The following is a 23,313-nucleotide window of genomic DNA, read 5'->3' as shown; positions in this document are numbered from 1 at the left end:
AGTGTTGTCACTGCTAACGTCGCGCCACAGCGCCAAGTAAGAAAGAGATAACATCCCGCCATAATCACTGTCTTAATAAGAGATAAATCTGAAAACAGCCATTGACTAAATCTGCTACTGTCGCCACGTACAATTTTTATTTATGTACAGTATATATTTACTGGCAAGGTATATTTAGCAACTGAATGTATGGCAAACAATACCCCTCCCATTTAAAGAGAGTCTGAATGTTCTGGATTAATGGTATAGAGCAAAATTTGATTTCAGCGTCAGACCGCTCAGTGCAGTTTGGTGATGGCTGCTTTACGACGGCAAGGGTATCTCATGGTCGGGTAGTGTGGCTTGATAAACATATACTGCGCTTGCAACAGGCAACCGAACGCTTGTTGATGCCGACAGTAAACTGGAATGCCTTGACTAAAGAAATGGTCGAGGCGGCAAACCATACTGAAGATGGGGTACTGAAAGTGATTATTAGCCGGGGTAGCGGTGGGCGCGGCTACAGCGGTACTGCTTGTCAGCACCCTACGCGCATTATTTCGCTTAGTGATTATCCGGCGCATTATCATAGTTGGCGTGAGCGGGGTATTTCATTGACATTAAGCCCGGTGACATTAGCTCGCAGCCCATTGCTGGCGGGTGTTAAGCATCTAAATCGCCTTGAACAAGTGTTGATTCGTGCGCATCTTGAGCAGACAGAGGCTGATGAGGCACTGGTGCTTGACACTGCGGGCCTGCTGGTGGAATGCTGTGCGGCTAATTTATTCTGGCGTAAAGGTGGCGCAATATTTACCCCGGACTTAAGCCTGTCGGGTGTTGATGGCATCATGCGCCAGATGATTATTACCTGTCTGGCCGGACATGGGCAGCAGGTAGCGCTTGTGACGCAACCACTGGAGGCACTGGCTGATGCGGATGAAATTATCGTGTGCAACGCGCTGATGCCGCTACTGCCTGTGAACCGCGCCGATAAATGGCTTTATCACTCGCGTCAGTTGTTTGATTTCCTGAATCAGCATTGTTGCGATGCATAACTGATGGTCTCAGCAGCATGTTGGTTTTAATGTATAGCGTTGATGACTACCTTTAATTTGAAGATGGCCACCCGATGAAAATAAAAAGCACCCGAGTTGTAATCCTTTTTGCCGCTATCTGTTTGGGATTAGTGCTGTTGGGTTATCAGAAAATACAACACTTTGCGGACCAGCCGCTGGCTATCCAGCAAGAAACCATCTTTAAACTCCCCGCCGGTACGGGGCGGGTCGCATTGGAGAATTTACTGCAACGTGACCACGTGATTAAAAACACCCGTTTGTTCCCCTGGCTGTTGCGTATAGAGCCTGAGTTGGCAAAATTTAAGGCGGGGACTTACCGTTTTACCCCTGGCATGACGGTGCGCGGCATGCTGGAATTACTCGCCAGTGGTAAAGAAGCACAATTTACCGTGCGCTTTATTGAGGGCAAGCGGTTACGTGACTGGCTGGATGAGTTGCAGCAGTCGAAATACGTAAAACATGTTTTGGCCGGCAAAAGTGATAGTGAGATTGCGGTGTTACTGGGGTTAAAAGACAGTGTTCACCCTGAGGGTTGGCTCTATCCTGATACCTACTCCTATACCGCCGGGACGACCGATCTGGCCTTACTCAAACGTGCCCATGCGAAGATGGAAAAGACGGTTGATGAAATTTGGCAAGGGCGAGAGGAATCTTTACCCTATAAGACACCGGGTGAGCTGGTCACCATGGCATCTATCATCGAAAAAGAAACCGCAGTAAATGAAGAACGCACTAAAGTCGCATCGGTGTTTATTAACCGTCTGCGGATTGGTATGCGCCTGCAAACTGACCCTACAGTTATTTATGGTATGGGTGACAAGTATAATGGCAACATTAGTCGTAAAGACTTAGATACACCAACACCTTATAATACCTATGTGATTTCTGGTTTGCCGCCTACCCCAATAGCCATGCCGGGGCTGGCATCACTGACGGCTGCCGCGCATCCGGCCAAAACCGCCTATCTCTACTTTGTGGCAGATGGTAAGGGCGGGCATACATTCACCACCAATTTAGCCAGTCATAACCAAGCGGTACGGGTCTATCGTCAATCGCTTAAGGATAAGAATGAACAGTAAATTTATCGTTATTGAAGGGCTGGAAGGGGCAGGGAAAACCACCGCCAGAGACACCGTGGTTGCCACGCTGCGCGCCCAAGGGATTAACGATATTGTTTTCACCCGGGAGCCGGGTGGAACACCATTGGCAGAAAAACTGCGTGATTTGATTAAACAAGGTATTGATGGTGAAGTCCTGACAGATAAAGCCGAAGTGCTGATGCTGTATGCCGCGCGAGTACAATTAGTTGAGAATGTAATTAAACCGGCGTTGGCTCGAGGCAGTTGGGTGGTGGGTGATCGCCATGATCTCTCATCTCAGGCGTATCAGGGAGGAGGGCGTGGCATTGATAGCCAACTGATGACGTCACTGCGTGATACCGTATTGGGTGAATTCCGCCCTGATCTAACGCTGTATCTTGATCTGCCGCCTGTGGTCGGTTTAGCACGCGCTCGTGCCCGTGGCGAGTTGGATCGTATTGAACAAGAGTCGCTGGCCTTTTTTGAACGCACGCGGGCACGCTATCTCGAACTGGCCGCCGCTGATAGCAGCATAAAAACCATCGATGCCTCCCAATCTCTTGAGCAAGTGAGCACATCAATCAGCCGGGTACTGACTCAATGGCTGGCCAGCCGGGAAACCGCATAATGAAATGGTATCCGTGGCTTACGGCCCCTTATCGCCAGTTGATAGGGCAGCATACTGCCGGGCGCGGGCACCACGCGTTGTTACTCCACTCCTTGCCCGGTAATGGTGAAGAGGCGTTGATTTATGGCCTCAGCCGCTGGCTGATGTGCCAGCAGCGGCAAGGTGAGAAAAGTTGTGGTGAATGCCATAGCTGCCGTTTAATGCTGGCGGGCAACCACCCGGACTGGTATGTAGTGGCACCGGAAAAAGGTAAAAGCAGCATTGGGGTCGAATTAGTGCGTCAGCAGATAGATAAGCTCTATTCCCATGCACAACAAGGTGGGGCTAAGGTGGTGTGGTTGCCACACGCCGAACTGTTGACCGATGCGGCGGCAAATGCCTTATTGAAAACCTTGGAAGAGCCACCGGAGAAAACCTATTTCCTGCTGGACTGCCATCAACCCGCCAGTTTGTTAGCTACGCTGCGTAGCCGCTGTTTTTACTGGTATTTGGCCTGCCCGGAAACCGCACTCAGTTTGCAATGGCTGCAACGCCAGATTCAGGCAGAACCGGTGACGGCGCTGGCCGCGCTTAAATTGAGTGAGGGCGCACCCTTGGCAGCCGAGCGGTTGTTGCAACCGGAGCGCTGGACTCTACGAAATGCGCTGTGTAACGCGCTCAGTAGTGCATTGAACAGTTCGGATCTACTTTCCCTGTTAGTGCAGTTGAACCATGATGATGCGGCTGAACGTCTCCAATGGCTCTCTTCGCTGCTGCTGGATGCTTTGAAATGGCAACAAGGTGCTGGCGAGTTTGCGGTTAATCAGGATCAATTGTCGCTGGTACAACAGTTGGCGCTCGTAGCCACCACACCGGTGTTGCTTCAGTCAACGCAACAACTGGCAAAATGCCGTCATCAATTATTATCTGTCGTCGGTGTCAACCGTGAATTGTTACTCACTGAGTTGCTACTTAACTGGGAAACCGCGTTATCCACCGGCACCTACTCCACCTCACCTTGATTGTACACTCAACGTAATTGGCGTTGCAGCGGCTGGCCGAAGGATGGGCCGAGTAACGAATATAGCTAACACCCCTGCGGCTACAATTATGAAAAGTATGGAAGAGTTTAATATTATGTTGTTAGTAGATTCACACTGCCATCTTGATAGCCTTGATTACCAGACGCTGCACAGCAGCGTCGATGATGTATTAGCCAAAGCAAATGCGCGGGATGTCGGTTTCGTCCTGGCGGTCGCCACTACGTTACCGGGCTTTTCTGCCATGACATCCCTTATTGGCGAACGCCAAAATGTGGCATTTTCATGTGGTGTTCATCCGCTGAATCTCGATGGTGGCTATGATTTCCAGCAACTCAGAAGTCTTGCCGCGGCAGATAATGTGGTGGCGATGGGCGAGACCGGGCTGGATTATTTTTATCAGCAAGATAATATCCCGCTGCAACAAGCCTCTTTCCGTGAACATATTCGTATTGGTCGTGAATTAAACAAACCGGTGATTGTGCATACCCGCGATGCGCGTGAAGATACACTCGCAATTTTGCAGGAAGAGCAGGCGCAGGAGTGTGGTGGTGTTTTACATTGCTTTACAGAAGACAAAGCCACGGCAGCAACGCTGTTAGACCTCGGTTTTTATATCTCATTCTCGGGGATTCTCACTTTTCGTAATGCGGAACAACTGCGTGATGTGGCCCGTTATGTTCCGCTGGATCGGATATTAGTAGAAACCGATTCACCTTATCTGGCTCCGGTTCCCCATCGTGGCAAAGAGAATCAACCAGCCTATGTCCGTGATGTTGCAGAGTATATGGCAGTGCTGAAAGGCGTGAGTCTTGAATCACTGGCGCAGGCGACGACTGACAACTTCTGCCGGTTATTTCATCTGGATCCTTCCCGGCTCGCCAGTGAAAATAGCTAGCATCCTTAATAATACTTTTTTTTAAGCTCGTAATTAATCCCCGGAACGAGTAATGTTCTCACCCGATTTATTGGGTGAGGGCAGGTCTTGTTGACGTTTTTTTACAAAAAATGCGCGATTTGATGCAAGTTAAGCGCTTTCTTGAAAGAAACGTGACTGCCATCAAACATTAAGCAGGCTATTTATTTTACTCTTCGTAAAAATTAAAAGGGTGCTTTAGACACCCTTATTCGCAAAGGCTTACTCCCCCCTTTGTAATGCCAATAAACGCGAGAAACAGCAGAAAAGCACTATTACTCAGGAGCACACTCAACTATGTTTAAGAACGCATTTGCAAACCTGCAAAAGGTAGGTAAATCGCTAATGCTACCGGTATCCGTCTTACCCATCGCAGGTATTCTGCTGGGTGTCGGTTCCGCGAATTTTAGCTGGCTACCAACAGTAGTCTCTCACGTAATGGCAGAAGCGGGCGGTTCCGTCTTTGCTAACATGGCATTAATCTTTGCTATTGGCGTTGCACTCGGCTTTACCAATAACGACGGTGTATCCGCGTTGGCGGCAGTTGTTGCTTACGGCATCATGGTGAAAACCATGGCTGTGGTAGCGCCTCTGGTCTTGCATCTGCCAGCAGAAGAAATTGCGGCCAAACATTTAGCCGATACTGGGGTACTGGGCGGGATTATTGCAGGTGCTATAGCCGCCTACATGTTCAACCGCTTCTACCGTATTCAGTTACCTGAATATCTCGGTTTCTTTGCGGGCAAACGCTTTGTTCCGATTATTTCTGGTTTCACCGCTATCTTCGTTGGTGTGATCCTGTCCTTCGTATGGCCACCTATCGGTACTGCGATCCAGACCTTCTCCCAATGGGCGGCTTACCAGAACTCAGTCGTTGCTTTTGGTATCTACGGCGTAGTTGAACGTGCGCTGGTACCATTCGGTCTGCACCATATCTGGAACGTACCATTCCAAATGCAAATTGGTGAATACACCAACGCAGCAGGTCAGGTATTCCACGGTGACATTCCACGTTACATGGCGGGTGACCCAACTGCCGGTAAACTGTCGGGTGGTTTCCTGTTCAAAATGTACGGTCTGCCAGCCGCTGCAATTGCGATTTGGCATTCAGCCAAACCGGAAAACCGCGCTAAAGTGGGCGGGATCATGATCTCCGCAGCACTGACCTCATTCCTGACGGGTATCACCGAACCAATTGAATTCTCCTTCATGTTCGTGGCACCAATTTTGTATGTTATCCATGCAATTTTGGCCGGTCTGGCGTTCCCAATCTGTATTCTGCTTGGGATGCGTGACGGTACCAGCTTCTCCCATGGTTTGATTGACTTCATTGTTCTCAGTGGTAACAGTAGCCGTATCTGGCTGTTCCCTCTGGTGGGTATTTGCTACGGTCTGGTGTACTACACCATCTTCCGTGTGCTGATTACCAAACTGGACCTGAAAACACCGGGTCGTGAAGAGACAACCACTGAGCAAACTGTCCAGGGCGGCACAGAAATGTCAGCGGCACTGGTAAATGCGTTTGGTGGTAAAGAGAACATCACTAACCTGGATGCTTGTATTACCCGTCTGCGTGTCAGCGTGGCGGATGTTTCCAAGGTTGACCAACCTGGTCTGAAGAGACTGGGTGCTGCGGGTGTAGTGGTCGCAGGTTCTGGTGTTCAGGCTATCTTCGGGACTAAATCAGATAACCTGAAAACAGATATGGACGAATATATTCGTAACCATTAATTCAGGTTTGGGGAGTGCAAAGGGGAGGCGAGAGCCTCCCTTTTTTTATCTTTTTCACGTTGATTTTATTGAATTATTTATTTTTAATGTCCACATTATGACCTCCACTCAAAGATTGACCACCTTCAGATACAAAAAAGCCCGCACGCGGCAGGCTGATTGAAAGCGGGGGAGTATCAAAAACCCAAATCAAATTGGTCGTTACCCAGATGCCCTGGCAGAAACAGATCGCGGGGTAGGGTTGCGGTATTATTACGGCTGGGGCGGGACAGGATTTTATCGACTGATTGCAGTGTGGTGAACGTACAACTGCAAAGCAGGTTCTGGCACTGGTGGTAATTCTCTTTGGTATTGCCGGTTAGCGTGCTGGGTATTGGCGGTTTTAATCGGAGCCGAGGCGCTTTTTTGATGCAGGGCCGCAATGATCACACCGGCGGATAACTCGCCGCCAGCAGCCAGAATAATGACCTGTTCCCCTTCGGTCGGCGGCCACCATGTGCGGGCCTTTTCGGCGCGACGGACAGACCACGGCAACCAGTCGGTCAGTAATTCACCGCAGCGCACGCGGGCTTTGGGCGGATCAAGGGCCAAATTCACCTGCTCCACGATACCGAAACGGATCAGATTCATTATCAGGCGATAGATTTCGGCGTTGGTCATGGCGGTCAATACTCGTTATTCAGCGTAACGGTATTGTTTACGCGCGCAGGCAGGGGTGCAACGCGCGGCAGTTGTAGGGGGACTGTGACAACTTTTAGCGGGAAATATCGGGGTGGTTTAACTAATACAGCGAGCGAATAACGCAGTCATGCGTTGATAACGGCAATGGTAGCCATCAATATTGGCCTGAATCCATTCATCGGGGTTGATGCCAGCAAAGGATATTTGAAAGCCGCAATTGATAATAATGTGTTCGAACAGCAACCGCTGCGCCCTGCCATTACCTTCACGGAAAGGGTGGATAACATTAAGATCAGACTAGTACTCAGCCAGTTTTACAATCAGCGAGTCATAGGGCAGACCAACCAGATAATTTTCTTGTGCCAGTTGGTTAAACAGTCGGTTAGCTTCAGGTGTAATGCGATTGATATTGCAAAATCGGGTAGTGCCTTTGGATATATCAATGGTTCTCAGCTCTCCGGCCCAATGATAAATATCGCCAAACAAGGCTTGATGCAGCGCGCACCAATAGCGCAAATCATAGGGTGGCGGGCTAAATTCGATCTCCATAATCGCCAGCTCGGAAAAATCTTTTTCCATCTCAATAAATTGGTCATCATCAGTAATGCCGAATTTATTGATTAACACCTGACTGTTCGGATAGGTATAAGGATCTGGGCCGTCACCGTATTTATCGCTGTTCACCGCTAACTCGGCTGGCTTTTGGTGGCGTATTTATTCATTAGGCTTTGCTTCAGTTTAGCCCTTTCGTTCTTTGAGGTTGGCAACGTTTGATTGGTACTGTTCAAGCCTTCCAAACGCATACTTTGGCGATAGTTTTCTAACTTCACACGGTCGAAGTATTGTTTTTTCTCAGCCAGACTCGTCATTACATTAGCCATTACGATCTCCGGTAGTGCATATAGAAATGCAGATAAAACAAATATACGCGATCCAGCGGAGTTTTTCATCCCAGCGTAATGTTAGCCACGGGCGATAAAGTCAAACACCTGACTGAGCACATTATCACTGTCTTTTTTTTGTGATGCCGAGCAATTGACGGGCGGGGTAAGGGGGCATTCAAGAACGTATTTGTGTACGTGGCAGGCGGGAAGAAAGACGGCCTGCAAATTATGCCGTTTAGTGAAATAACCGCCAAAGATGAATTTAACGGCATCAAGAACGTGACCCGCGATGATTTGCTTGCCGCACACCGGGTACCGCCGCAACTGATGGGGATCATGCCGACCAATACCCGTGGCTTTGGGGATGTTGAAAAAGCCGCGAAGGTGTTCGCCATCAACGAGCTGTATCCCATCATGGAAGATCTGAAAGCCCTGAATGACTGGTTGGGTGTGGATGTATTCCGGTTCAACCCCTACGCACTGGCCGAAATTTAAGTTTGACCCACCGATTCATTCAATAATTTTCATCCATACCCACACCGGCGCGCCCTGCGCCGCGTGCAATTTCCCCATCACGCTATAACGCGCTGTGCGGCCCATAGCAAGGTGCACGCCTCACGCATCCGATCACGACACCCATCACCCGAATGCACATCACCATGACCCACAAGCGGCGCATCAGCCGGAGGTGCCCGACCTCCCTTAGACCCTTCAGCGCGCGATTGTCTCCCCTCCACGCCTGCACACAAAAAGGGTCGCTTTTTGTGCATTTGTGCAACTGGCGGCAAGCCGCGCCAGTTCTGGGCTGAAAGGGGGTAAATAGCATCAAAAAAATTGTGCAAATTTGTGCGGTATTGAGTACTAAAATTTAATTCAATTTCTACTCATTCTCTTCGAAAATGGAGCGGTGTTTTTGGATGAAATTATCAATTTCTTGGCAGATAAAAAGTCCCATTCCTTCTGCCATCAATGGTGGAACAGCATTACCAACTTGTGTGTATTTTGGGCAACTGACCTTGCGACGTTGACCGCCAGTAGTATATGAACCAGAAAAATCGAACCAATCAGGAAAAGATTGTAGGCGTGCGCATTCTCTAACGGTAAGAATACGTGGTTCATCATAATGCAGAATATCGTCTGGTAATGTTGTTACAGTAACCGAGGGTTTGTTAGGATCAAGAACCCGCATTATTGCTTTTTTTGTATTCATTATTTTATTAGCGTATATAGCTGGAATAGTTCTTCCACGGGAAAGCGAATATTCCTTCTGAAAAATAGGGTTATCTATATCAACTAAAATTTTCTTAAATTTATTAATAACATATTGTGAATGATTTGCTAATCTTAACCCTGACGGTGTTGTATTATTTTTATTAAACTCTTTTCGCATCAGTTTCTGATATTTAGATTCCGATGGGGGAAGTTTTTTTATACGCTTGAATCGAGAACCTGGGGCGTCTTCGGCAATAGTCATTGCTAAAGGACTAGACAAATCATCGAATGCTTTTAGGTCAGAAATAGCATCAGAGGTCGATTGTTTCTTTTTTAATCCTTTTGATTTTAAGAAGTTAACTTGAAATCTTTCCAGATCAACTTTAAGTGATGGTGCCAATTTATTGCCAAGCTCAATTATTTGTTGTGGTGAATAATTATTTGAGTCAAAGCCAAATAACTCAATATTAATTCCCAAAAGAATAAATCTCCGCCGATGCTGAGGAACCCCCCAATCAGCACAATCTTCAACTAAGCTTATTGGGAGATAGCCTAAAATTGATAATTCATGTTTAATTTTTAAAGATACTGGCGAATCTGTTTGGCCTTTAAAAGAATATTGTATGCCTACGACATTCTCTAGAATAAGATATTTTGGCTGCACTAAAGAAACCACTTTTAAATAATCATAGGCTAATTGATTTCGCGGATCTAATGGATTTCGTCGACCAGCACTTGAAAATCCCTGACATGGAGGGCCACCAACAACTAGATCTATTTCTTTGCCATCACCAAGCTCAGATAAATAAGACGAGTATTTGTCTAATAGTGTATGAATGTCATGATTATCGAGTGATATTTTTTCACTCTCCCAACTATAACTAAATTTATTACCTTCAATCAGGTTGCGTTTCAGCGTTTCGAAAGCATCTTGATTTTTTTCGACGGCTAGTCTGCCTGTTAATCCAGCCTTAAGAAGACCAAGAGAAAAACCACCACATCCAGAAAATAAATCTATAAAATTCATATAGTTAGTTCTTTATTTAAAATCATTATATTATTCTAATTTAAAATTCAATGGGATACTAGAGTAAATACCCCATGCGTCAAATTAAAAATTCCCATCGGCACACTGAAGACAAGTTATTCCATTTTTTCTCCACATAGCCACAACTGATGAGCGGTCATCAACTGAAAGTATAATCTTGAATCCATTAGATAAAATTGAATTGAGAATATCTTGCTTTATTAATGAATCATCACGTCTATCTTTATCTGCTCTCATATATAATTTATCAAACTCAATGTTATTTTTATACAACCAGCATTGGGTTTCACTTATATATCTTTCTGGGCGACCACTAACTATTAACATCGAGTATTTTTTAGTTAAACTTAATGCATTATATAGCTCAATAATTGGCCTGTTAGGCTCATCATTTATCATGCCTTCAAAAAACAAATCCCAATTTTTAGGCTTCTGATTTAAAAGAAGTCGTCTTCTATCTATGTTTGCTAGGGTGCCGTCAAGATCAAATATAATTGCATTTTTCATTTTCTAATTTAAACCTTCAATTACTGCTGCAAATGTATCTATTCTACTTTCTATAGCAATAAGTTGGCATAGTATTTTTTTTGATTCTTCTTGATTAAATGGTATTTCCTGTTTTCCGACAGTGAAAATACTTTCATTTTCTCTAATAGTTGGATTTTGATGGGCTAAGGCATTTCGCCAATCTAGCAAATGAAAGATGTCTTCTATGAGCGTCTTTTGTTCGTGTGTATTAGCATGTTTATCACATAGGCTCTTAACTGTTTCAATGCGTTTAAAACTACTAAATGCTCTATTGTAAATCAATTGTTCCAATGGATTTGGTTCCAGATTCTTTAATTTATCTAAAGAGTCATTAAATGATTTTTTTAACAAAATTTCCTCTGAAGAAAATAGTTTCTTTATATCTTTATAAGAAGGCATCATTTTATCGACGATTTTCTTTCTCAATTCTAATTGATGTTCATTAACTATTTTATTATTGAATTTTAAAATAATATCAAGGAGTTGGCGGTCGAGGTCAGCAACTCCAGACATTACTAGCCCTCTAATGTTATCTAAATCTATCAAGCGCCTCATTTTTAGATCAAAGACGTTACACATTTTATAGAGTAAAACCTCTGAGTCTTTTCCTGAGAAATATACACCTTCCAAATCTTCGTCGTAAGCTACTTTTTTTAAGAAATTAGGACCATATCCAGAATAAAAAATAACCTCTGTTAAACAATGCTTATCTCTAACAGAGCGTATAACATCAGCCCCATTTTTTCCGTCTTGAGTGATATTGTAATCTAATACAATAAGGTCATATAAACGCCCATCAACGTCCATATTAATTTCAGTTTCGCTTGATCTATACTCTATTTTTACTTTAAATCCATGTGAGTTGATATGTTCATCTATCAATCCCACATTGGAACTTTGGAGATACTCTTTATCATCCTCAACCCAAAGAATATTAAAAGTAATACTCATTTAAAAATCCTCATAGCTAAACTGAACCCTTTTTTATTTGTATCAATTAATTCTATATTGCCATTAAGTTGACTAATGGTTTGTTTCACATGATATAATCCAAGTCCAGAACCATTCGTTGTAGTAACACCTCGTTCAAATATTGCAGATATAGGGTTAATACTAGAATTAACTCCGGTTCCATCATCTGAAACTAATATTTCTAATTGATTCTCAGAAAGTAAAGACAATCCAACATTAAAATTTTTGGCTTTAGCTCTAGTACTGTTACTAGCAAGATTATCAAAAATTATTGCTATTTCTATTGGTTTAAATTTAACAATAAACGGCTCGGAAAAATCACGATAAACATGAGTCTTTAAATTTTGGGCTGCATTTTCTGATGCTACATTTTCAATATATTGCTGAATGAAGCTGGCTATATCAGTATTTAAAATATCTGTTTTCATTTTAAAGTTTGCTTTGGTAGCAAAATTATTTACTGTTATTATTTTTTTTGTATTCAATAGTGCTTTTTCTAATAATTCAAAAACTTTTTCATTATCATCCGTTGCTTTAAGTTTATTTATCGCTTGGTCTAAAAATCCTTTAACCGTATGAGCCTTTAGTTTTGATTGATGATGTAAGAGTAGTAATTGCTCATAATCTGAACCTGATGATAACCTTGAAAATAAAACCTCTGACTCTTGTGTTTTTATTTTTTTTTCTAATTGTTTATTATCACTTGATAAATTTCTAGCTACCTCGATGAGTTTTGTTACATGACGTTCTTTGAGAGAGACGGTTTTATTCGCTTTTGTTAACGCAACCTTTTGTTTCTCAAATTCGTCATGTATTTTATTTAATGCAAGTTTTACATCATGCCCTATCACATTCCCTTCAAATGCGTCAAATTTTTTAAGTATTGCAGCAACGTTTTCCTCTTTCTCTAATGAAAGTGAGTCTAAAACCTCTGGCGATATGTCAAGTGATAACGTTGTTAAAGGCGGTGCGTCAACAATCTTGAAAAGATCTAGGGCTATTCTTCTTCTTTTACTTTGTGATGATTCTGAGTATGTTTCACCCTCAGGCATATTAACATCACCAGGAATGACGCCAGATGACAATATTTTTCTTGTAGACTCAGGGACTTGATCCCAAGATAGTCCTTCAATGACAAATTTTTCCAATCTGGATATCTGTTTTATTATCAATCCATCTGGTTTCTTAGTAAGTTGAGTAAATGGTTCATTTTTAGCAACGCCCTCTCTGTTTGAAACAATTCTAAAATTGTTTTCGTTATCTATTATATTAATAACTCCTAATAAATCTCTATTACCAAAATATCTACTTTGGCCTTGGGCTTTTCGACTGTTTAACTGTAACCAATCATTATCTCTATCACCATATGGCGATACTCTATATCCATTAATAAAAAGGAAAACAGAGCCAAATTCTACGACAGTCAATCCTGTCTGTCTTTTAAAGTATGCTTTCTTATATGGGTTCATAAAGTGCAGAACTACAGATGTATTTTTTATTTTGTCAAATAAAGTATTTTTTTCAACTATTTTATAAATCCTAACACCATCATGAAATAACTCCGTTGTTAATATTTCACCTGTGTCATTTATTTTCGACTCAATATATGTAGTGTTGAACTTTAATTTCTCAAAGACAGTATTTTCAATGATGCCATTAATTTTTAAGTGTTCATCTAAAGTTGAATCATCTTTGAGTTCATCTAAAGAAATCAATTCTATATTAACAATTGAATTATCAAAGGCTGCTATTGGATTAACGAAACTCTGTAAGTGACGCTTTAAAGAAAGTAATTTATCGCGATCCCATGATTGTCTTAAATCAGTTATTAATAATATGGTGCCATTATCGTTAATATTAAAACCTGTGTTTTCTTCAACATATTCAATCGTTGTTTCATTTATGCTTATGTCTACAGCTTGAATTACTGAGTTATGTTCTTCCAACCCTTCAAAACTCTTCCAATTTAGTGATAGATGCAAAATGGAATTATTATTTTTTTTGGTGAATAGATCCAATTTTTGACCAAGTCTATCACATGCGAATCTACCAACTCCTTTATTGCCTGCAAGCAATCTATTTTTTATTTTTATACTTTTTTTTTCTGAATAAGCAATGTTGAGCCACTTATTTTCTAAGTCAGAAAGTGACATTCCGTGACCATTGTCAAATACAATTATTGACTTCTTTTTTTCACTAAATGTAACTTTAATATTTTCTGCATTTGCATCAATTCCATTTTTAACGAGCTCGATAATTGCAATATTATCATCGTTGATTAAATCTTGACCTATTATGTTTTTTAGGTCGGAATGCGTTTTAAAATGGTATGAGTTATTTTCTATTTGACTCATTTTACGACCTATCCTTATACATTAACACAGCTAAAATTAGCCACTATATAAAGCAACTTTTCTAATATTTAACCTGAGTCAATGTAAAATAAGGTATAACATTAACCTCAAGATTTTCCATAACTATCACATAAATAGAGAAAATTACAATATCCTTCGACGTGTTTTGCAACATTTATCAAATCAATTATTTAATACTACCGAATTGTAATTATATTTTTTGCAATCATTATGAAATTGAAAGATTGAATCTGCTTTGGAAAAGGCTCAAATGATTGTCGAGTAGAATGTACATTTTGTTGGTCGGGCACGAGATCTATATGCAAAAGTTACACTTTCCCCACTAATTCGAATGCTTCTCCATCCCCAAAATCCACCTTACCCCCCCATCACTAACGCCCGCAATTCCCACGGCTCCGGCTCTATGCCGATTTTCCGCAGGAAACTCAGCACTTGATCGGCTAACTCACCAACGGGCTGATACTGAGCCGCTATCTCTGCTTTTTTCACTTGGCGATTATCAGAGACTTTCTTACCTTTACCCCCATCATTGCGGATACGTTCGCCCAGCTCTCGCCGTTCCTTACGCCCCATATCCTCAAAAAGCTGGCTGGTTTGCTGGTGATAACGTTTTATCTGCTTGGCTGTAGCGTTCTTGGGCAGTTTTGGATAACTAAATTCTGCGCCTGGCGGGGGCTTTCAACCGATTTTGTCGGTTGAGGGCAGCTACCGCGTACAGTTATTGACAGAACTCCAAGGGGCGGCGGGCCGCCCTGAACGTCAACAGAAAAATCCGCGTCAGCTTTGATTTTAGGAACAATTTTGTAAGTGGTGGTGCGGGTATAGATAATTGAATTAGCACCCGATTCAGGGGCAAAGACGCCAGTGATCCGGCTGACGTTATCCCCGTAATCGTTGCCATTCTCGGTGATGTCGTAATTGAGCCTAACGCGCAAATCTTTGCGGGCGACTAATGGGCCGCCTTGTGCGAGGGTGTAACCCGCCCAATTGCCTTCATCAGCGGCAACCTGCGCCGGTGATATCTCTGGGAATAAACGCAGCTCCTTATCCCGCAGACGGCGTAATTCACGGTATACCGTGACCGGCGGACCACCTATTTATCTTCTCCCTGTAGCGCAATGGCCGCGTTGAAATCGCCTGAATCCAATAACTGTTCCGCTTTTTCAATCAATAGTTGATGAGTGTTCCGCAATAGTTGTAAATGTGAACGGCGACCACGGCCAGCTTCTGACTGCCATAAAACCCGCCAGCCTGTTGCATTTTAACCAGCAATGTCCGCATATGGCGCTTAGTGCAGCTAAGCTTGTCGGCTAATTCTTGCAGTGTAATCGTAACCTGTTGCACCCCAACCACGCCCAGTAAGCGTAAATATTGTTGCTCAAGACGTCGACTGACCATAAAAGAGGATCTCTATTGAATGAATCTCAGCAGTTTTTAATATCACCTTTTTAGCTGATAATTTTAGTACAGCAAGGGCTTATCGCCCACCGTCCTTCGGCATGAAAAGCTTGTGCGGGCAGGGCGTAATGACTATTTAAGGTGAGAAGATGACCCGGTATTTAAATAAAGACACCCAAGTGTGTATTTCTCTGGCGGCCAGACCCAGTAACTTTGGTACCCGTTTTCACAACTTTTTGTACGATGCCTTAGACCTCGATTATCTGTATAAGGCTTTTACTACCACTGATCTTGTTGCCGCCATCGGTGGTGTGCGGGCGCTGGGATTTCGTGGTTGTGCCATCTCAATGCCCTTTAAAGAGGCGGTGATTCCGCTGGTGGATGAGATGGACCCATCAGCTAAAGCTATTAACTCAGTAAATACTCTGGTCAATACCGCAGGCTACCTTAAGGCGTACAACACCGACTATATCGCCATCGCCATGTTGCTTGCGACATATCAGGTGTCATCAAAGCAGGTTTTTGCTTTACGTGGCAGTGGTGGCATGGCAAAAGCAGTGGCTTTTGCATTAAAAAATGCAGGTTTTAAGCAGGGTTATATCATTGCGACAAATGAAGTGACAGGTAAGCAGTTAGCGGATCAATCAGGTTATATTTATCGCCCTGATATGCAGGACGTTCGGGCTAATGTGTTGATTAATGCTACCCCGGTGGGGATGTTGGGGGGGAAGGATGCCGATGCTCTGGCATTTACTCAGGGTGAAATAGATAGTGCGGATATCATTTTTGATGTGGTGGCACTGCCGGCAGTCACCCCACTTATCCGTTACGCTAAAGCACAGCAGAAAACCGTTATTACTGGCGCAGAAGTATTTGCTATTCAGGCGGTTGAGCAATTTGTGCTGTATACGGGGATTCGCCCAGAGCCCGCTTTGTTTGAAAAAGCGGCGGCTTATGCCAGAGGCTGATTATTGAGGTTGAAATCAATAGAATTTGTCGCTCATACTACGCATTCTCCGTTTTATAATGATAAAGGAAATGCGTAATGGCCGAAGAAACGATTTTCAGCAAAATTATCCGCCGTGAAATTCCTGCCGACGTGGTCTACCAGGATGAGCTGGTGACGGCGTTTCGTGATATTGCCCCACAGGCACCCACCCATATCTTAATCATTCCCAACATTCTTATTCCAACTGTGAATGATGTCACCGCAGAACATGAAGCCACACTGGGTCGTATGATTACCGTAGCGGCTAAACTTGCACAACAAGAAGGTATTGCCGAAGAGGGCTATCGCCTGATCATCAACTGTAACCAACATGCCGGGCAAGTGGTCTATCATATTCATATGCACCTGGTTGGTGGTCGTGATCTGGGTTCATTGTTGTCACATAAATAATGATGCTGCATCAATAGCGACATAATGATTGAGTCTAAATGAGGTAAGCCTATGCGCCGTGTTAAGGCGTTTTTATTACCGGTGATGGTGTCGGCGTGTATCGCGACATTATTGGGGTGCAGCAACCCGAAAGGGATTGCAGTAAATAAACAGCAAACCGTGGTAATGGATTCGTCGGTTTTGACGGCAGGTATTTTGGCTTCTCAACCCACAGTATCACTCTCTTCTGGCAATAATGTTGCGCGTTCAGTTATCACGAATAGCCAGAATAAGCCGGTAAGAATCAACTACCGTTTTTATTGGTATGATACCCAGGGCTTAGATGTGCCGCCGCTGGAAGCGCCGCGTTTTGTGATGATAGCACCAGGGGACGATGTCACTATTCAGTCAGTTAATAATAATTTTAATGCGCGCAGTGCACGCCTTCATTTATTTTTATAACCGATTGATTTTCACAATTGGAGTAGGGCAATGAAAAGGTATTTATTTGTGGTTTTGGCAGCGTTAGTGCTGACCGGTTGTCCGTCCCGGACGCCTGTTGCACCAACGACGCCGCCCGTCACCATTGAACCGGTAACACCCCCTGTCGTTGAGACACCTCCGCCGGTAGACACCGTGCCGCAGCCACCGAAAGTGCAATCTATCGATTGGGCTATCAGTGTCGAGCCGTTGGTGGCGAAAATGGTGAATAACAACGAAGTGGCGAATGGCAGCATTCTGCTATTGGATAGCGTTAAAAACAACACCAATGGTGCATTGCAAACGGCGAAAGCCACCGCCGCATTACATCAAGTGCTAGCGGCGAATAAAAAGTTTGTTTTGATCTCGCCGCAACAATTAGCCGTTGCTAAGCAAACGCTGGGGCTTTCGGAAGAAGATAGCCTGGGGTCGCGCAGCAAAGCGATTGGTTTGGCCCGCTATGTCGGCGCTCAATATGTGCTGTACAGCGATGTGAGTGGTGATGTGAAGTCGCCAACCATTGAAATGCAATTGATGCAGGCACAATCAGGCGAAATCATTTGGTCAGGTAATGGCCCGGTTCAGCGCTGATCTCTCTCTGTATGCATTCATTGACAGCATAAATCCGGCGATGAAAATCGCCGATTATCACTTTAGTCCGGTCGCGGGGCTAACCGGTGAAAGCTGGCGCATTACAGCACCCAATATTGACTGGTTGGCACGTCAACAATCACTAGCCAAACGTCAGTTGGGGGTGAATCGGCGGCGGGAACGAAAACTGTTACGACACGTGGCAAATCAGCATTTCTCACCGGCCATTATTGCCGCCGATCAGCACTGGTTAGTGGTTAATTGGCTTGAAGGTGACGTTGTCACTAATGAGCAATTTATTGAATTATCAGATAATGGGCAGTTGCCACAGTTATTGGCCCGCCTGCATCATCTGCCCATCAGCGGCTACCGTCTCGACTTGCGCCGTCAGTTAACCCGCTATGGGCAATTGATTGACTCAACGCGCCGCTCACCTGCCTGGTTGCGCCGCCAACATGACTTTCTGCGCCGCCCGCTACCGCAGCCTATTAAGTTGGCGCCGTTGCATATGGATGTCCATCCCGGCAATGTGTTAATGACCCCAACCGGGCTGAAACTGATTGATTGGGAATATGCTGCCGATGGGGATATCGCATTGGATATTGCGGCGCTGTTTCGCAGCAATAACTGGTTATTGCCACAACAACATGCCTTTTTACAGCACTACTGCGCGAGTGAGCAGGGATACCCTGACATCAAACGCTTATCACAGCAGATACAGCGTTGGTTACCGTGGATTGATTACCTGATGCTGATGTGGTTTGAGGTGCGCTGGCAGCAAACGGGTGATGAGACATTTTTACAATGGGCGTCGCCACTGCGCCAGCAGTTTAATTTATCGTTTTAATTCGTAGCGTTACCCAAAGAAATTGGCGTAGCAGCCAGGCAAATCGACCCCTGTGGCGGCCCCGTCCGAGGGGTATTTTATTGAATGAAGTGAGGTTGTTGTGGGACCAGTAATGTTAGACGTCGCCAGCTATGAGCTGGATGCTGAAGAGCGTGAGATTTTAAAACACCCACTGGTGGGCGGTCTGATTTTGTTCAGCCGTAACTTTCATGATGCGGAACAGTTGCGTGAGCTGGTTCGTCAAATCAGGGCGGCCTCTCGTGAGCGTCTGGTGGTGGCCGTTGACCAGGAAGGGGGCCGGGTGCAGCGTTTTCGTGATGGCTTTACTCGCCTGCCTGCGGCCCAGTCGTTTGCCGCTATTAATGATGCAACTACGGCAGCTAAGCTGGCGCAAGAGGCCGGTTGGCTGATGGCGGCCGAGATGATAGCGATGGATATCGATATCAGTTTTGCGCCGGTACTGGATATCGGCCATGTTAGCGCCGCTATTGGTGAGCGCTCTTTCCACAGCGAGCCACAACAGGCTCTGGCAATGGCGGAATGCTTTATCCGAGGCATGACTAGTGCCGGGATGAAGACCACCGGTAAGCATTTCCCCGGTCATGGTGCGGTCACCGCCGACTCCCATAAGGAGACGCCACATGATAATCGACCACTGGCAGAAATCCGCACTCATGATATGGTTATATTTCGCGAGTTGATCGAGCGGCGACTGCTGGATGCCATCATGCCTGCTCACGTGATTTATACTGAAGCTGATGCGCGCCCGGCCAGCGGCTCGGCGTATTGGCTCCAGCAGATATTGCGTCAGGAATTAGGTTTTGATGGCATTATCTTCTCAGATGATTTATCGATGGAAGGTGCTGCGATAATGGGCAGTTACGCCGAGCGCGGGCAGGCTTCGCTGGATGCCGGTTGCGATATGATTTTGGTGTGTAATAACCGCCAGGGTGCCATCAGCGTGCTAGATAACCTGTCTCCGGTCAAAGCGGATCAGGTTGCGCGCTTGTATCATTCTGGGCAGTTTGAGCGTCAATCATTGATGGGGTCATCACGCTGGCAACAGGCGAATAAGGCATTAACTGCACTCAGCGAACGTTGGGATGCACATAAGAGCCAATTGAAATAAGTTATATACTCTAAATAATTCGAGTTGCAGCGGCCTCAACGAGGTGAGGCTCACGGATGGGCCGAGTAGTGAGTGTAGCCAACGCACATGCAGCTTGACGTATGACAAGTATAAGTCGCGAGGATAAATATGATCGTCTATTTACATGGTTTTGATTCCAATAGCCCTGGTAATCACGAGAAAGTCCTGCAACTGCAATTTATCGATCCAGATGTGCGTTTTATCAGTTACAGCACCTTGCATCCTCGACATGATATGCAGCATTTACTGAAAGAAGTGGATAAAGCCATTCAGCAGGGCGGTGATGTCAAACCACTGATTTGTGGTGTTGGTTTAGGCGGGTTTTGGGCCGAGCGCATTGGTTTCCTGTGCGGTATCCGCCAGGTTGCTTTCAACCCGAATTTGTATCCGCAGGACAATATGGGCGGTAAAATCGACCGCCCAGAAGAGTATGTTGATATCGCCAGCAAGTGTATTAATGACTTTCGCGAGAAAAATCGCGATCGTTGCCTGGTGGTGTTGTCTCGTCATGATGAAATGCTTGATAGCCAGCGAACTGCGGGTGACCTACATCCTTATTATGAAATTGTTTGGGACGAGAAACAAAACCACAAGTTTAAGGATCTTTCACCCCATCTTCAGCGCATTAAAGCCTTTAAAACTCTTGGCTAGCGTAAAGTGACTGCTGAGCTTAAAACAGTCGGTTTGTTAAAGATTGGTTAATTGTAAAGCCTATAACGTTCTGCTAACCGGTTTGGGAAAGGGAGTTTAAATCCTTTATCCAGGCCGTTTTGTTGCTTAAAAACGGCAAAATAAGATTTTTCCTCGCTGCAAATAGAAAAATTCTAAACTGTGACTAAACGCTAACTATTTGAATCCTATTCCAGAAAGATTCTCTATGCTGTCACTTTAATCAAAAAAAGTTGATATATATCAATTTTGGTATGACCAAATAACCCTGCATGATATTCTGGCTACAGATTATTGATTTAGCATCAGCGAACCCTATGTTATCTAAGGATATTATTCTTTTACCCTTAGCTAACAATTGGTTCACATTTAGGGGGTCATTTTGACAACGCCGAAGAAGAAAATCGTTATTATTGGTGGTGGTGCCGGCGGTCTTGAGCTGGCGACGAGTCTGGGCCATAAGCTGGGCCGCAGCAAGAAAGCGGATATCGTTCTGGTTGATCGCAACCACAGCCATCTGTGGAAACCGCTGTTACACGAAGTAGCCACGGGTTCTCTTGATGATGGCGTCGATGCGTTGAGCTATCTGGCTCATGCGCGTAACCACCACTTTAACTTCCAGTTAGGTTCCTTAACTGACATTAACCGTGAAACCAAAACCCTCAGTTTGGCTGAGATTTGCGATGAACACGGTGATGTGCTGGTGACCCAACGTGAATTGACCTATGACATTCTGGTCATGGCCTTAGGCAGTACCTCTAACGATTTTGGTACGCCAGGCGTAAAAGAGAACTGCATTTTCCTTGATAACCCGCATCAGGCACACCGTTTCCATAATGAAATGCTGAACCTGTTCCTGAAATATTCAGCGCAACCGGGTGAAAAAGGGAAAGTTAACATTGCGATCGTTGGTGGGGGGGCTACCGGTGTGGAACTCTCTGCAGAACTGCACAATGCGGTGAAACAACTGCATAGCTACGGTTTTGAGGGCTTGGACAATCAAGCACTGAATGTGACGCTGGTGGAAGCTGGCGAGCGGATTCTACCCGCATTACCCCCGCGCATTTCAGCGGCCGCGCATCAGGAATTGATTAAACTCGGCGTGCGCGTGCTGACCAAAACCATGGTGACCAGTGCGGACGAAAAAGGTCTGAACACCAAAGAGGGTGAGTTTATTAACGCTGACCTGATGGTGTGGGCGGCGGGGATCAAAGCACCGGACTTTATGAAAGATATCGCTGGGCTGGAAACCAACCGTATTAATCAGTTGGTGGTGGAACCAACACTGCAAACGACGCGTGATGCGAATATCTTTGCTATTGGTGACTGTGCTTCTTGCCCGCAGGCAAGTGGCGGTTTTGTTCCCCCGCGCGCGCAGTCGGCTCACCAGATGGCCAGCCGTTGCTACAGCAATATTCTGGCGTTGCTTAATGAGCAGCCGTTGAAGCCGTATATCTATAAAGACCACGGTTCACTGGTTTCTCTGTCGAAGTTCAGCACTGTGGGTAGCCTAATGGGCAACCTGATGCGCGGTTCAATGATGGTCGAAGGGCGTGTTGCTCGTGTGGTGTATATCTCACTGTATCGTATGCACCAGGTGGCATTACATGGTTATACCAAGACTGGCCTGATGATGCTGGTGGGTGGGATTAATCGGGTTATTCGCCCGCGCTTGAAGTTACACTAATCGCCTTCTCACTTAAACAAACCGCTGCCGTTAATAAAAGGTGGCGGTTTTTGTTTGCTCAATCTCAGGCACTTAACGCTAAAAGTGTTCGCCCGTAATGCAAAATTTGCAGCATAAAATTTCGCAGTCGCAAATACCCACAGTCGGATTCCTCCTAAACATATTCATTTACACCTATTATCTGGGTTTTTAGTCCATTTGTCTTATTGCTAGCTCAAACGACTTTGTGCAGACTCCATGGTGTTTACAGACGGCGAGTCACGCACGCCGTATTCCGCTAATCAGAGACAGCCTTTGGTGTCGGAAACTGTCAGATTTTCTGTTTTTACGCTGGAATTCTGGGGCAGAAGATGCGTGGTAACACTTTCAGGAGGATTTCCTGTGAACAAATCAATGTTAGCAGGCGTGGGTATCGGTATTGCGGCCGCTCTGGGAATTGCCGCAGTTGCGAGTATGAATGTTTTCTCTGGCGCGCCGCAATATGCACAAGTTATTGCGGCGACACCGATTAAAGAGACGGTCAAAACGCCTCGACAGGAATGTCGTAATGTAACGGTCACTCACCGTAAACCAGTGCAAGATGAGAATCAGATTGCAGGATCAGTGTTAGGTGCTGTAGCGGGTGGGGTTCTGGGACATCAGGTTGGGGGCGGGCGAGGTAAGGATATCGCTACTGTTGCCGGTGCATTGGCTGGCGGATATGCCGGTAACCGTGTGCAAAGTAATATGCAAGAAAGTGATACCTATACCACCACTCAACAGCGTTGCCAGACTGTCTATGACAAGTCACAAAAAATGCTGGGATATGACGTAACCTACAAAATTGGTGATCAGCAGGGAAAAATTCGTATGGATCGTGATCCAGGTACGCAGATCCCGATCGATAAAAATGGTCAACTAATACTGAACGACCGAGCATAATACAAAATCTGTTGTCCAAGACCTGGTACCAAGAACCCGCGATTTAGTGCTAATTCTGATCGTT

At 45.0% G+C, this 23,313-nt stretch carries 23 protein-coding genes and 4 pseudogenes; 16 read left to right on the top strand and 11 right to left on the bottom strand.

Translation table 11 applies throughout. From position 1 onward, the window contains the following. The first annotated feature begins 227 nt into the window (after positions 1–227). The 6 genes from pabC (at position 228) to ptsG (ending at position 6,428) form a co-directional block, all read left to right on the top strand. Entirely contained in the window at positions 228–1,034 is an 807-nt protein-coding gene (pabC, locus tag Q2T71_RS12365; RefSeq protein WP_372559272.1) for an aminodeoxychorismate lyase, read from the top strand. A gap of 74 nt (positions 1,035–1,108) precedes the next feature. Then, entirely contained in the window at positions 1,109–2,134 is a 1,026-nt protein-coding gene (gene mltG / locus Q2T71_RS12360; RefSeq protein ID WP_372559271.1) for an endolytic transglycosylase MltG, read from the top strand. Next, the gene (gene tmk / locus Q2T71_RS12355) at positions 2,124–2,762 is read left to right on the top strand and encodes a dTMP kinase (protein WP_083158526.1); all 639 of its coding nucleotides are present in this window, start codon (positions 2,124–2,126) and stop codon (positions 2,760–2,762) included. The genes mltG and tmk overlap by 11 nt, the downstream gene beginning before the upstream one ends. Further along, positions 2,762–3,763: a DNA polymerase III subunit delta' gene (gene holB, locus Q2T71_RS12350; protein ID WP_372559270.1), complete on the top strand. Its 1,002-nt coding sequence runs from the start codon at positions 2,762–2,764 to the stop codon at positions 3,761–3,763. The genes tmk and holB overlap by 1 nt, the downstream gene beginning before the upstream one ends. 115 nt (positions 3,764–3,878) lie before the next feature. After that, on the top strand, positions 3,879–4,679 hold the full coding sequence (locus Q2T71_RS12345; RefSeq protein WP_083163574.1) for a metal-dependent hydrolase: 801 nt from the start codon (positions 3,879–3,881) through the stop codon (positions 4,677–4,679). A gap of 315 nt (positions 4,680–4,994) precedes the next feature. Beyond that, positions 4,995–6,428 (top strand): PTS glucose transporter subunit IIBC, encoded by a 1,434-nt coding sequence (gene ptsG / locus Q2T71_RS12340; protein ID WP_083158528.1) that lies wholly within the window; start codon positions 4,995–4,997, stop codon positions 6,426–6,428. 176 nt (positions 6,429–6,604) lie between these two features. On the opposite strand, the gene Q2T71_RS12335 is transcribed toward ptsG, so the two are convergent. From Q2T71_RS12335 to Q2T71_RS12320, 4 genes and pseudogenes are all read right to left on the bottom strand, one after another. Further along, entirely contained in the window at positions 6,605–6,748 is a 144-nt protein-coding gene (locus tag Q2T71_RS12335) for a hypothetical protein (protein WP_372559914.1), read from the bottom strand. Beyond that, the gene (locus Q2T71_RS12330; RefSeq protein WP_372559269.1) at positions 6,705–7,088 is read right to left on the bottom strand and encodes a phage baseplate assembly protein V; all 384 of its coding nucleotides are present in this window, start codon (positions 7,086–7,088) and stop codon (positions 6,705–6,707) included. The genes Q2T71_RS12335 and Q2T71_RS12330 overlap by 44 nt, the downstream gene beginning before the upstream one ends. 117 nt (positions 7,089–7,205) lie before the next feature. Then, positions 7,206–7,793, bottom strand: a pseudogene (locus Q2T71_RS12325) (Fic/DOC family protein). 2 nt (positions 7,794–7,795) lie between these two features. After that, on the bottom strand, positions 7,796–7,990 hold the full coding sequence (locus Q2T71_RS12320) for a YhfG family protein (protein ID WP_372559268.1): 195 nt from the start codon (positions 7,988–7,990) through the stop codon (positions 7,796–7,798). A 156-nt stretch (positions 7,991–8,146) separates the two neighbouring features. Between Q2T71_RS12320 and Q2T71_RS12315 the strand changes: the two are divergent. Beyond that, positions 8,147–8,488, top strand: a pseudogene (locus tag Q2T71_RS12315) (phage portal protein); the annotation flags it as partial. A gap of 385 nt (positions 8,489–8,873) precedes the next feature. Here Q2T71_RS12315 and Q2T71_RS12310 read toward each other — a convergent pair. The 7 genes and pseudogenes from Q2T71_RS12310 to Q2T71_RS12280 form a co-directional block, all read right to left on the bottom strand. After that, positions 8,874–10,232 (bottom strand): DNA cytosine methyltransferase, encoded by a 1,359-nt coding sequence (locus Q2T71_RS12310; protein ID WP_372559267.1) that lies wholly within the window; start codon positions 10,230–10,232, stop codon positions 8,874–8,876. 84 nt (positions 10,233–10,316) lie between these two features. Then, positions 10,317–10,760, bottom strand: coding sequence for a hypothetical protein (locus Q2T71_RS12305; RefSeq protein WP_372559266.1), 444 nt, complete (start codon positions 10,758–10,760; stop codon positions 10,317–10,319). A 3-nt stretch (positions 10,761–10,763) separates the two neighbouring features. Then, the gene (locus Q2T71_RS12300; RefSeq protein WP_050941968.1) at positions 10,764–11,732 is read right to left on the bottom strand and encodes a response regulator; all 969 of its coding nucleotides are present in this window, start codon (positions 11,730–11,732) and stop codon (positions 10,764–10,766) included. Continuing rightward, on the bottom strand, positions 11,729–14,107 hold the full coding sequence (locus Q2T71_RS12295; RefSeq protein ID WP_372559265.1) for a sensor histidine kinase: 2,379 nt from the start codon (positions 14,105–14,107) through the stop codon (positions 11,729–11,731). The genes Q2T71_RS12300 and Q2T71_RS12295 overlap by 4 nt, the downstream gene beginning before the upstream one ends. A 378-nt stretch (positions 14,108–14,485) precedes the next feature. Next, positions 14,486–14,701 carry a hypothetical protein gene (locus tag Q2T71_RS12290; protein WP_372559264.1) on the bottom strand — a complete coding sequence of 72 codons (216 nt, stop codon included), beginning with the start codon at positions 14,699–14,701 and terminating at the stop codon, positions 14,486–14,488. A 135-nt stretch (positions 14,702–14,836) separates the two neighbouring features. Then, positions 14,837–15,225 (bottom strand): annotated as a pseudogene (locus Q2T71_RS12285) (replication endonuclease); the annotation flags it as partial. Continuing rightward, positions 15,225–15,526 (bottom strand): annotated as a pseudogene (locus Q2T71_RS12280) (SgrR family transcriptional regulator); the annotation flags it as partial. The pseudogenes Q2T71_RS12280 and Q2T71_RS12285, both read right to left, overlap by 1 nt. A 149-nt stretch (positions 15,527–15,675) precedes the next feature. Between Q2T71_RS12280 and Q2T71_RS12275 the strand changes: the two are divergent. The 9 genes from Q2T71_RS12275 to Q2T71_RS12235 all read left to right on the top strand — a co-directional run bounded on the left by Q2T71_RS12275 (position 15,676) and on the right by Q2T71_RS12235 (position 23,249). Then, complete coding sequence (locus Q2T71_RS12275; protein ID WP_372559263.1) at positions 15,676–16,494, top strand: shikimate 5-dehydrogenase; 819 nt, start codon at positions 15,676–15,678, stop codon at positions 16,492–16,494. A 77-nt stretch (positions 16,495–16,571) separates the two neighbouring features. Continuing rightward, entirely contained in the window at positions 16,572–16,925 is a 354-nt protein-coding gene (gene hinT / locus Q2T71_RS12270; RefSeq protein ID WP_372559262.1) for a purine nucleoside phosphoramidase, read from the top strand. A 51-nt stretch (positions 16,926–16,976) separates the two neighbouring features. Then, positions 16,977–17,366: a YcfL family protein gene (locus tag Q2T71_RS12265; RefSeq protein ID WP_372559261.1), complete on the top strand. Its 390-nt coding sequence runs from the start codon at positions 16,977–16,979 to the stop codon at positions 17,364–17,366. A gap of 30 nt (positions 17,367–17,396) precedes the next feature. After that, positions 17,397–17,975, top strand: coding sequence for a penicillin-binding protein activator LpoB (lpoB, locus tag Q2T71_RS12260; RefSeq protein ID WP_372559260.1), 579 nt, complete (start codon positions 17,397–17,399; stop codon positions 17,973–17,975). Between the two features lie 40 nt (positions 17,976–18,015). Continuing rightward, the gene (gene thiK / locus Q2T71_RS12255) at positions 18,016–18,822 is read left to right on the top strand and encodes a thiamine kinase (RefSeq protein WP_372559913.1); all 807 of its coding nucleotides are present in this window, start codon (positions 18,016–18,018) and stop codon (positions 18,820–18,822) included. Positions 18,823–18,934: 112 nt separating this feature from the next. Next, positions 18,935–19,951: a beta-N-acetylhexosaminidase gene (gene nagZ, locus Q2T71_RS12250; protein ID WP_372559259.1), complete on the top strand. Its 1,017-nt coding sequence runs from the start codon at positions 18,935–18,937 to the stop codon at positions 19,949–19,951. Positions 19,952–20,080: 129 nt separating this feature from the next. Beyond that, positions 20,081–20,623 carry an alpha/beta hydrolase YcfP gene (gene ycfP / locus Q2T71_RS12245; protein WP_083158536.1) on the top strand — a complete coding sequence of 181 codons (543 nt, stop codon included), beginning with the start codon at positions 20,081–20,083 and terminating at the stop codon, positions 20,621–20,623. A 400-nt stretch (positions 20,624–21,023) separates the two neighbouring features. Beyond that, positions 21,024–22,328, top strand: coding sequence for an NAD(P)/FAD-dependent oxidoreductase (locus tag Q2T71_RS12240; RefSeq protein ID WP_083158537.1), 1,305 nt, complete (start codon positions 21,024–21,026; stop codon positions 22,326–22,328). 381 nt (positions 22,329–22,709) lie between these two features. Further along, positions 22,710–23,249, top strand: coding sequence for a glycine zipper 2TM domain-containing protein (locus Q2T71_RS12235; RefSeq protein ID WP_372559258.1), 540 nt, complete (start codon positions 22,710–22,712; stop codon positions 23,247–23,249). The last annotated feature ends 64 nt before the right edge of the window (positions 23,250–23,313 follow it).

The organism is Yersinia sp. 1652 StPb PI (assembly GCF_041538345.1).
GTDB classification, from domain to species: domain Bacteria; phylum Pseudomonadota; class Gammaproteobacteria; order Enterobacterales; family Enterobacteriaceae; genus Yersinia; species Yersinia enterocolitica_E.
This window is presented reverse-complemented; position numbering and strand designations above follow the sequence as displayed.

Coding starts and splice junctions, on each gene's coding strand:
- pabC (WP_372559272.1), top strand. CDS start 228: ATGTTCTGGATTAATGGTATAGAGCAAAATTTGATTTCAGCGTCAGAC.
- mltG (WP_372559271.1), top strand. CDS start 1,109: ATGAAAATAAAAAGCACCCGAGTTGTAATCCTTTTTGCCGCTATCTGT.
- tmk (WP_083158526.1), top strand. CDS start 2,124: ATGAACAGTAAATTTATCGTTATTGAAGGGCTGGAAGGGGCAGGGAAA.
- holB (WP_372559270.1), top strand. CDS start 2,762: ATGAAATGGTATCCGTGGCTTACGGCCCCTTATCGCCAGTTGATAGGG.
- Q2T71_RS12345 (WP_083163574.1), top strand. CDS start 3,879: ATGTTGTTAGTAGATTCACACTGCCATCTTGATAGCCTTGATTACCAG.
- ptsG (WP_083158528.1), top strand. CDS start 4,995: ATGTTTAAGAACGCATTTGCAAACCTGCAAAAGGTAGGTAAATCGCTA.
- Q2T71_RS12330 (WP_372559269.1), bottom strand. CDS start 7,088: ATGACCAACGCCGAAATCTATCGCCTGATAATGAATCTGATCCGTTTC.
- Q2T71_RS12320 (WP_372559268.1), bottom strand. CDS start 7,990: ATGGCTAATGTAATGACGAGTCTGGCTGAGAAAAAACAATACTTCGAC.
- Q2T71_RS12310 (WP_372559267.1), bottom strand. CDS start 10,232: ATGAATTTTATAGATTTATTTTCTGGATGTGGTGGTTTTTCTCTTGGT.
- Q2T71_RS12305 (WP_372559266.1), bottom strand. CDS start 10,760: ATGAAAAATGCAATTATATTTGATCTTGACGGCACCCTAGCAAACATA.
- Q2T71_RS12300 (WP_050941968.1), bottom strand. CDS start 11,732: ATGAGTATTACTTTTAATATTCTTTGGGTTGAGGATGATAAAGAGTAT.
- Q2T71_RS12295 (WP_372559265.1), bottom strand. CDS start 14,107: ATGAGTCAAATAGAAAATAACTCATACCATTTTAAAACGCATTCCGAC.
- Q2T71_RS12290 (WP_372559264.1), bottom strand. CDS start 14,701: ATGGGGCGTAAGGAACGGCGAGAGCTGGGCGAACGTATCCGCAATGAT.
- Q2T71_RS12275 (WP_372559263.1), top strand. CDS start 15,676: ATGACCCGGTATTTAAATAAAGACACCCAAGTGTGTATTTCTCTGGCG.
- hinT (WP_372559262.1), top strand. CDS start 16,572: ATGGCCGAAGAAACGATTTTCAGCAAAATTATCCGCCGTGAAATTCCT.
- Q2T71_RS12265 (WP_372559261.1), top strand. CDS start 16,977: ATGCGCCGTGTTAAGGCGTTTTTATTACCGGTGATGGTGTCGGCGTGT.
- lpoB (WP_372559260.1), top strand. CDS start 17,397: ATGAAAAGGTATTTATTTGTGGTTTTGGCAGCGTTAGTGCTGACCGGT.
- thiK (WP_372559913.1), top strand. CDS start 18,016: ATGAAAATCGCCGATTATCACTTTAGTCCGGTCGCGGGGCTAACCGGT.
- nagZ (WP_372559259.1), top strand. CDS start 18,935: ATGTTAGACGTCGCCAGCTATGAGCTGGATGCTGAAGAGCGTGAGATT.
- ycfP (WP_083158536.1), top strand. CDS start 20,081: ATGATCGTCTATTTACATGGTTTTGATTCCAATAGCCCTGGTAATCAC.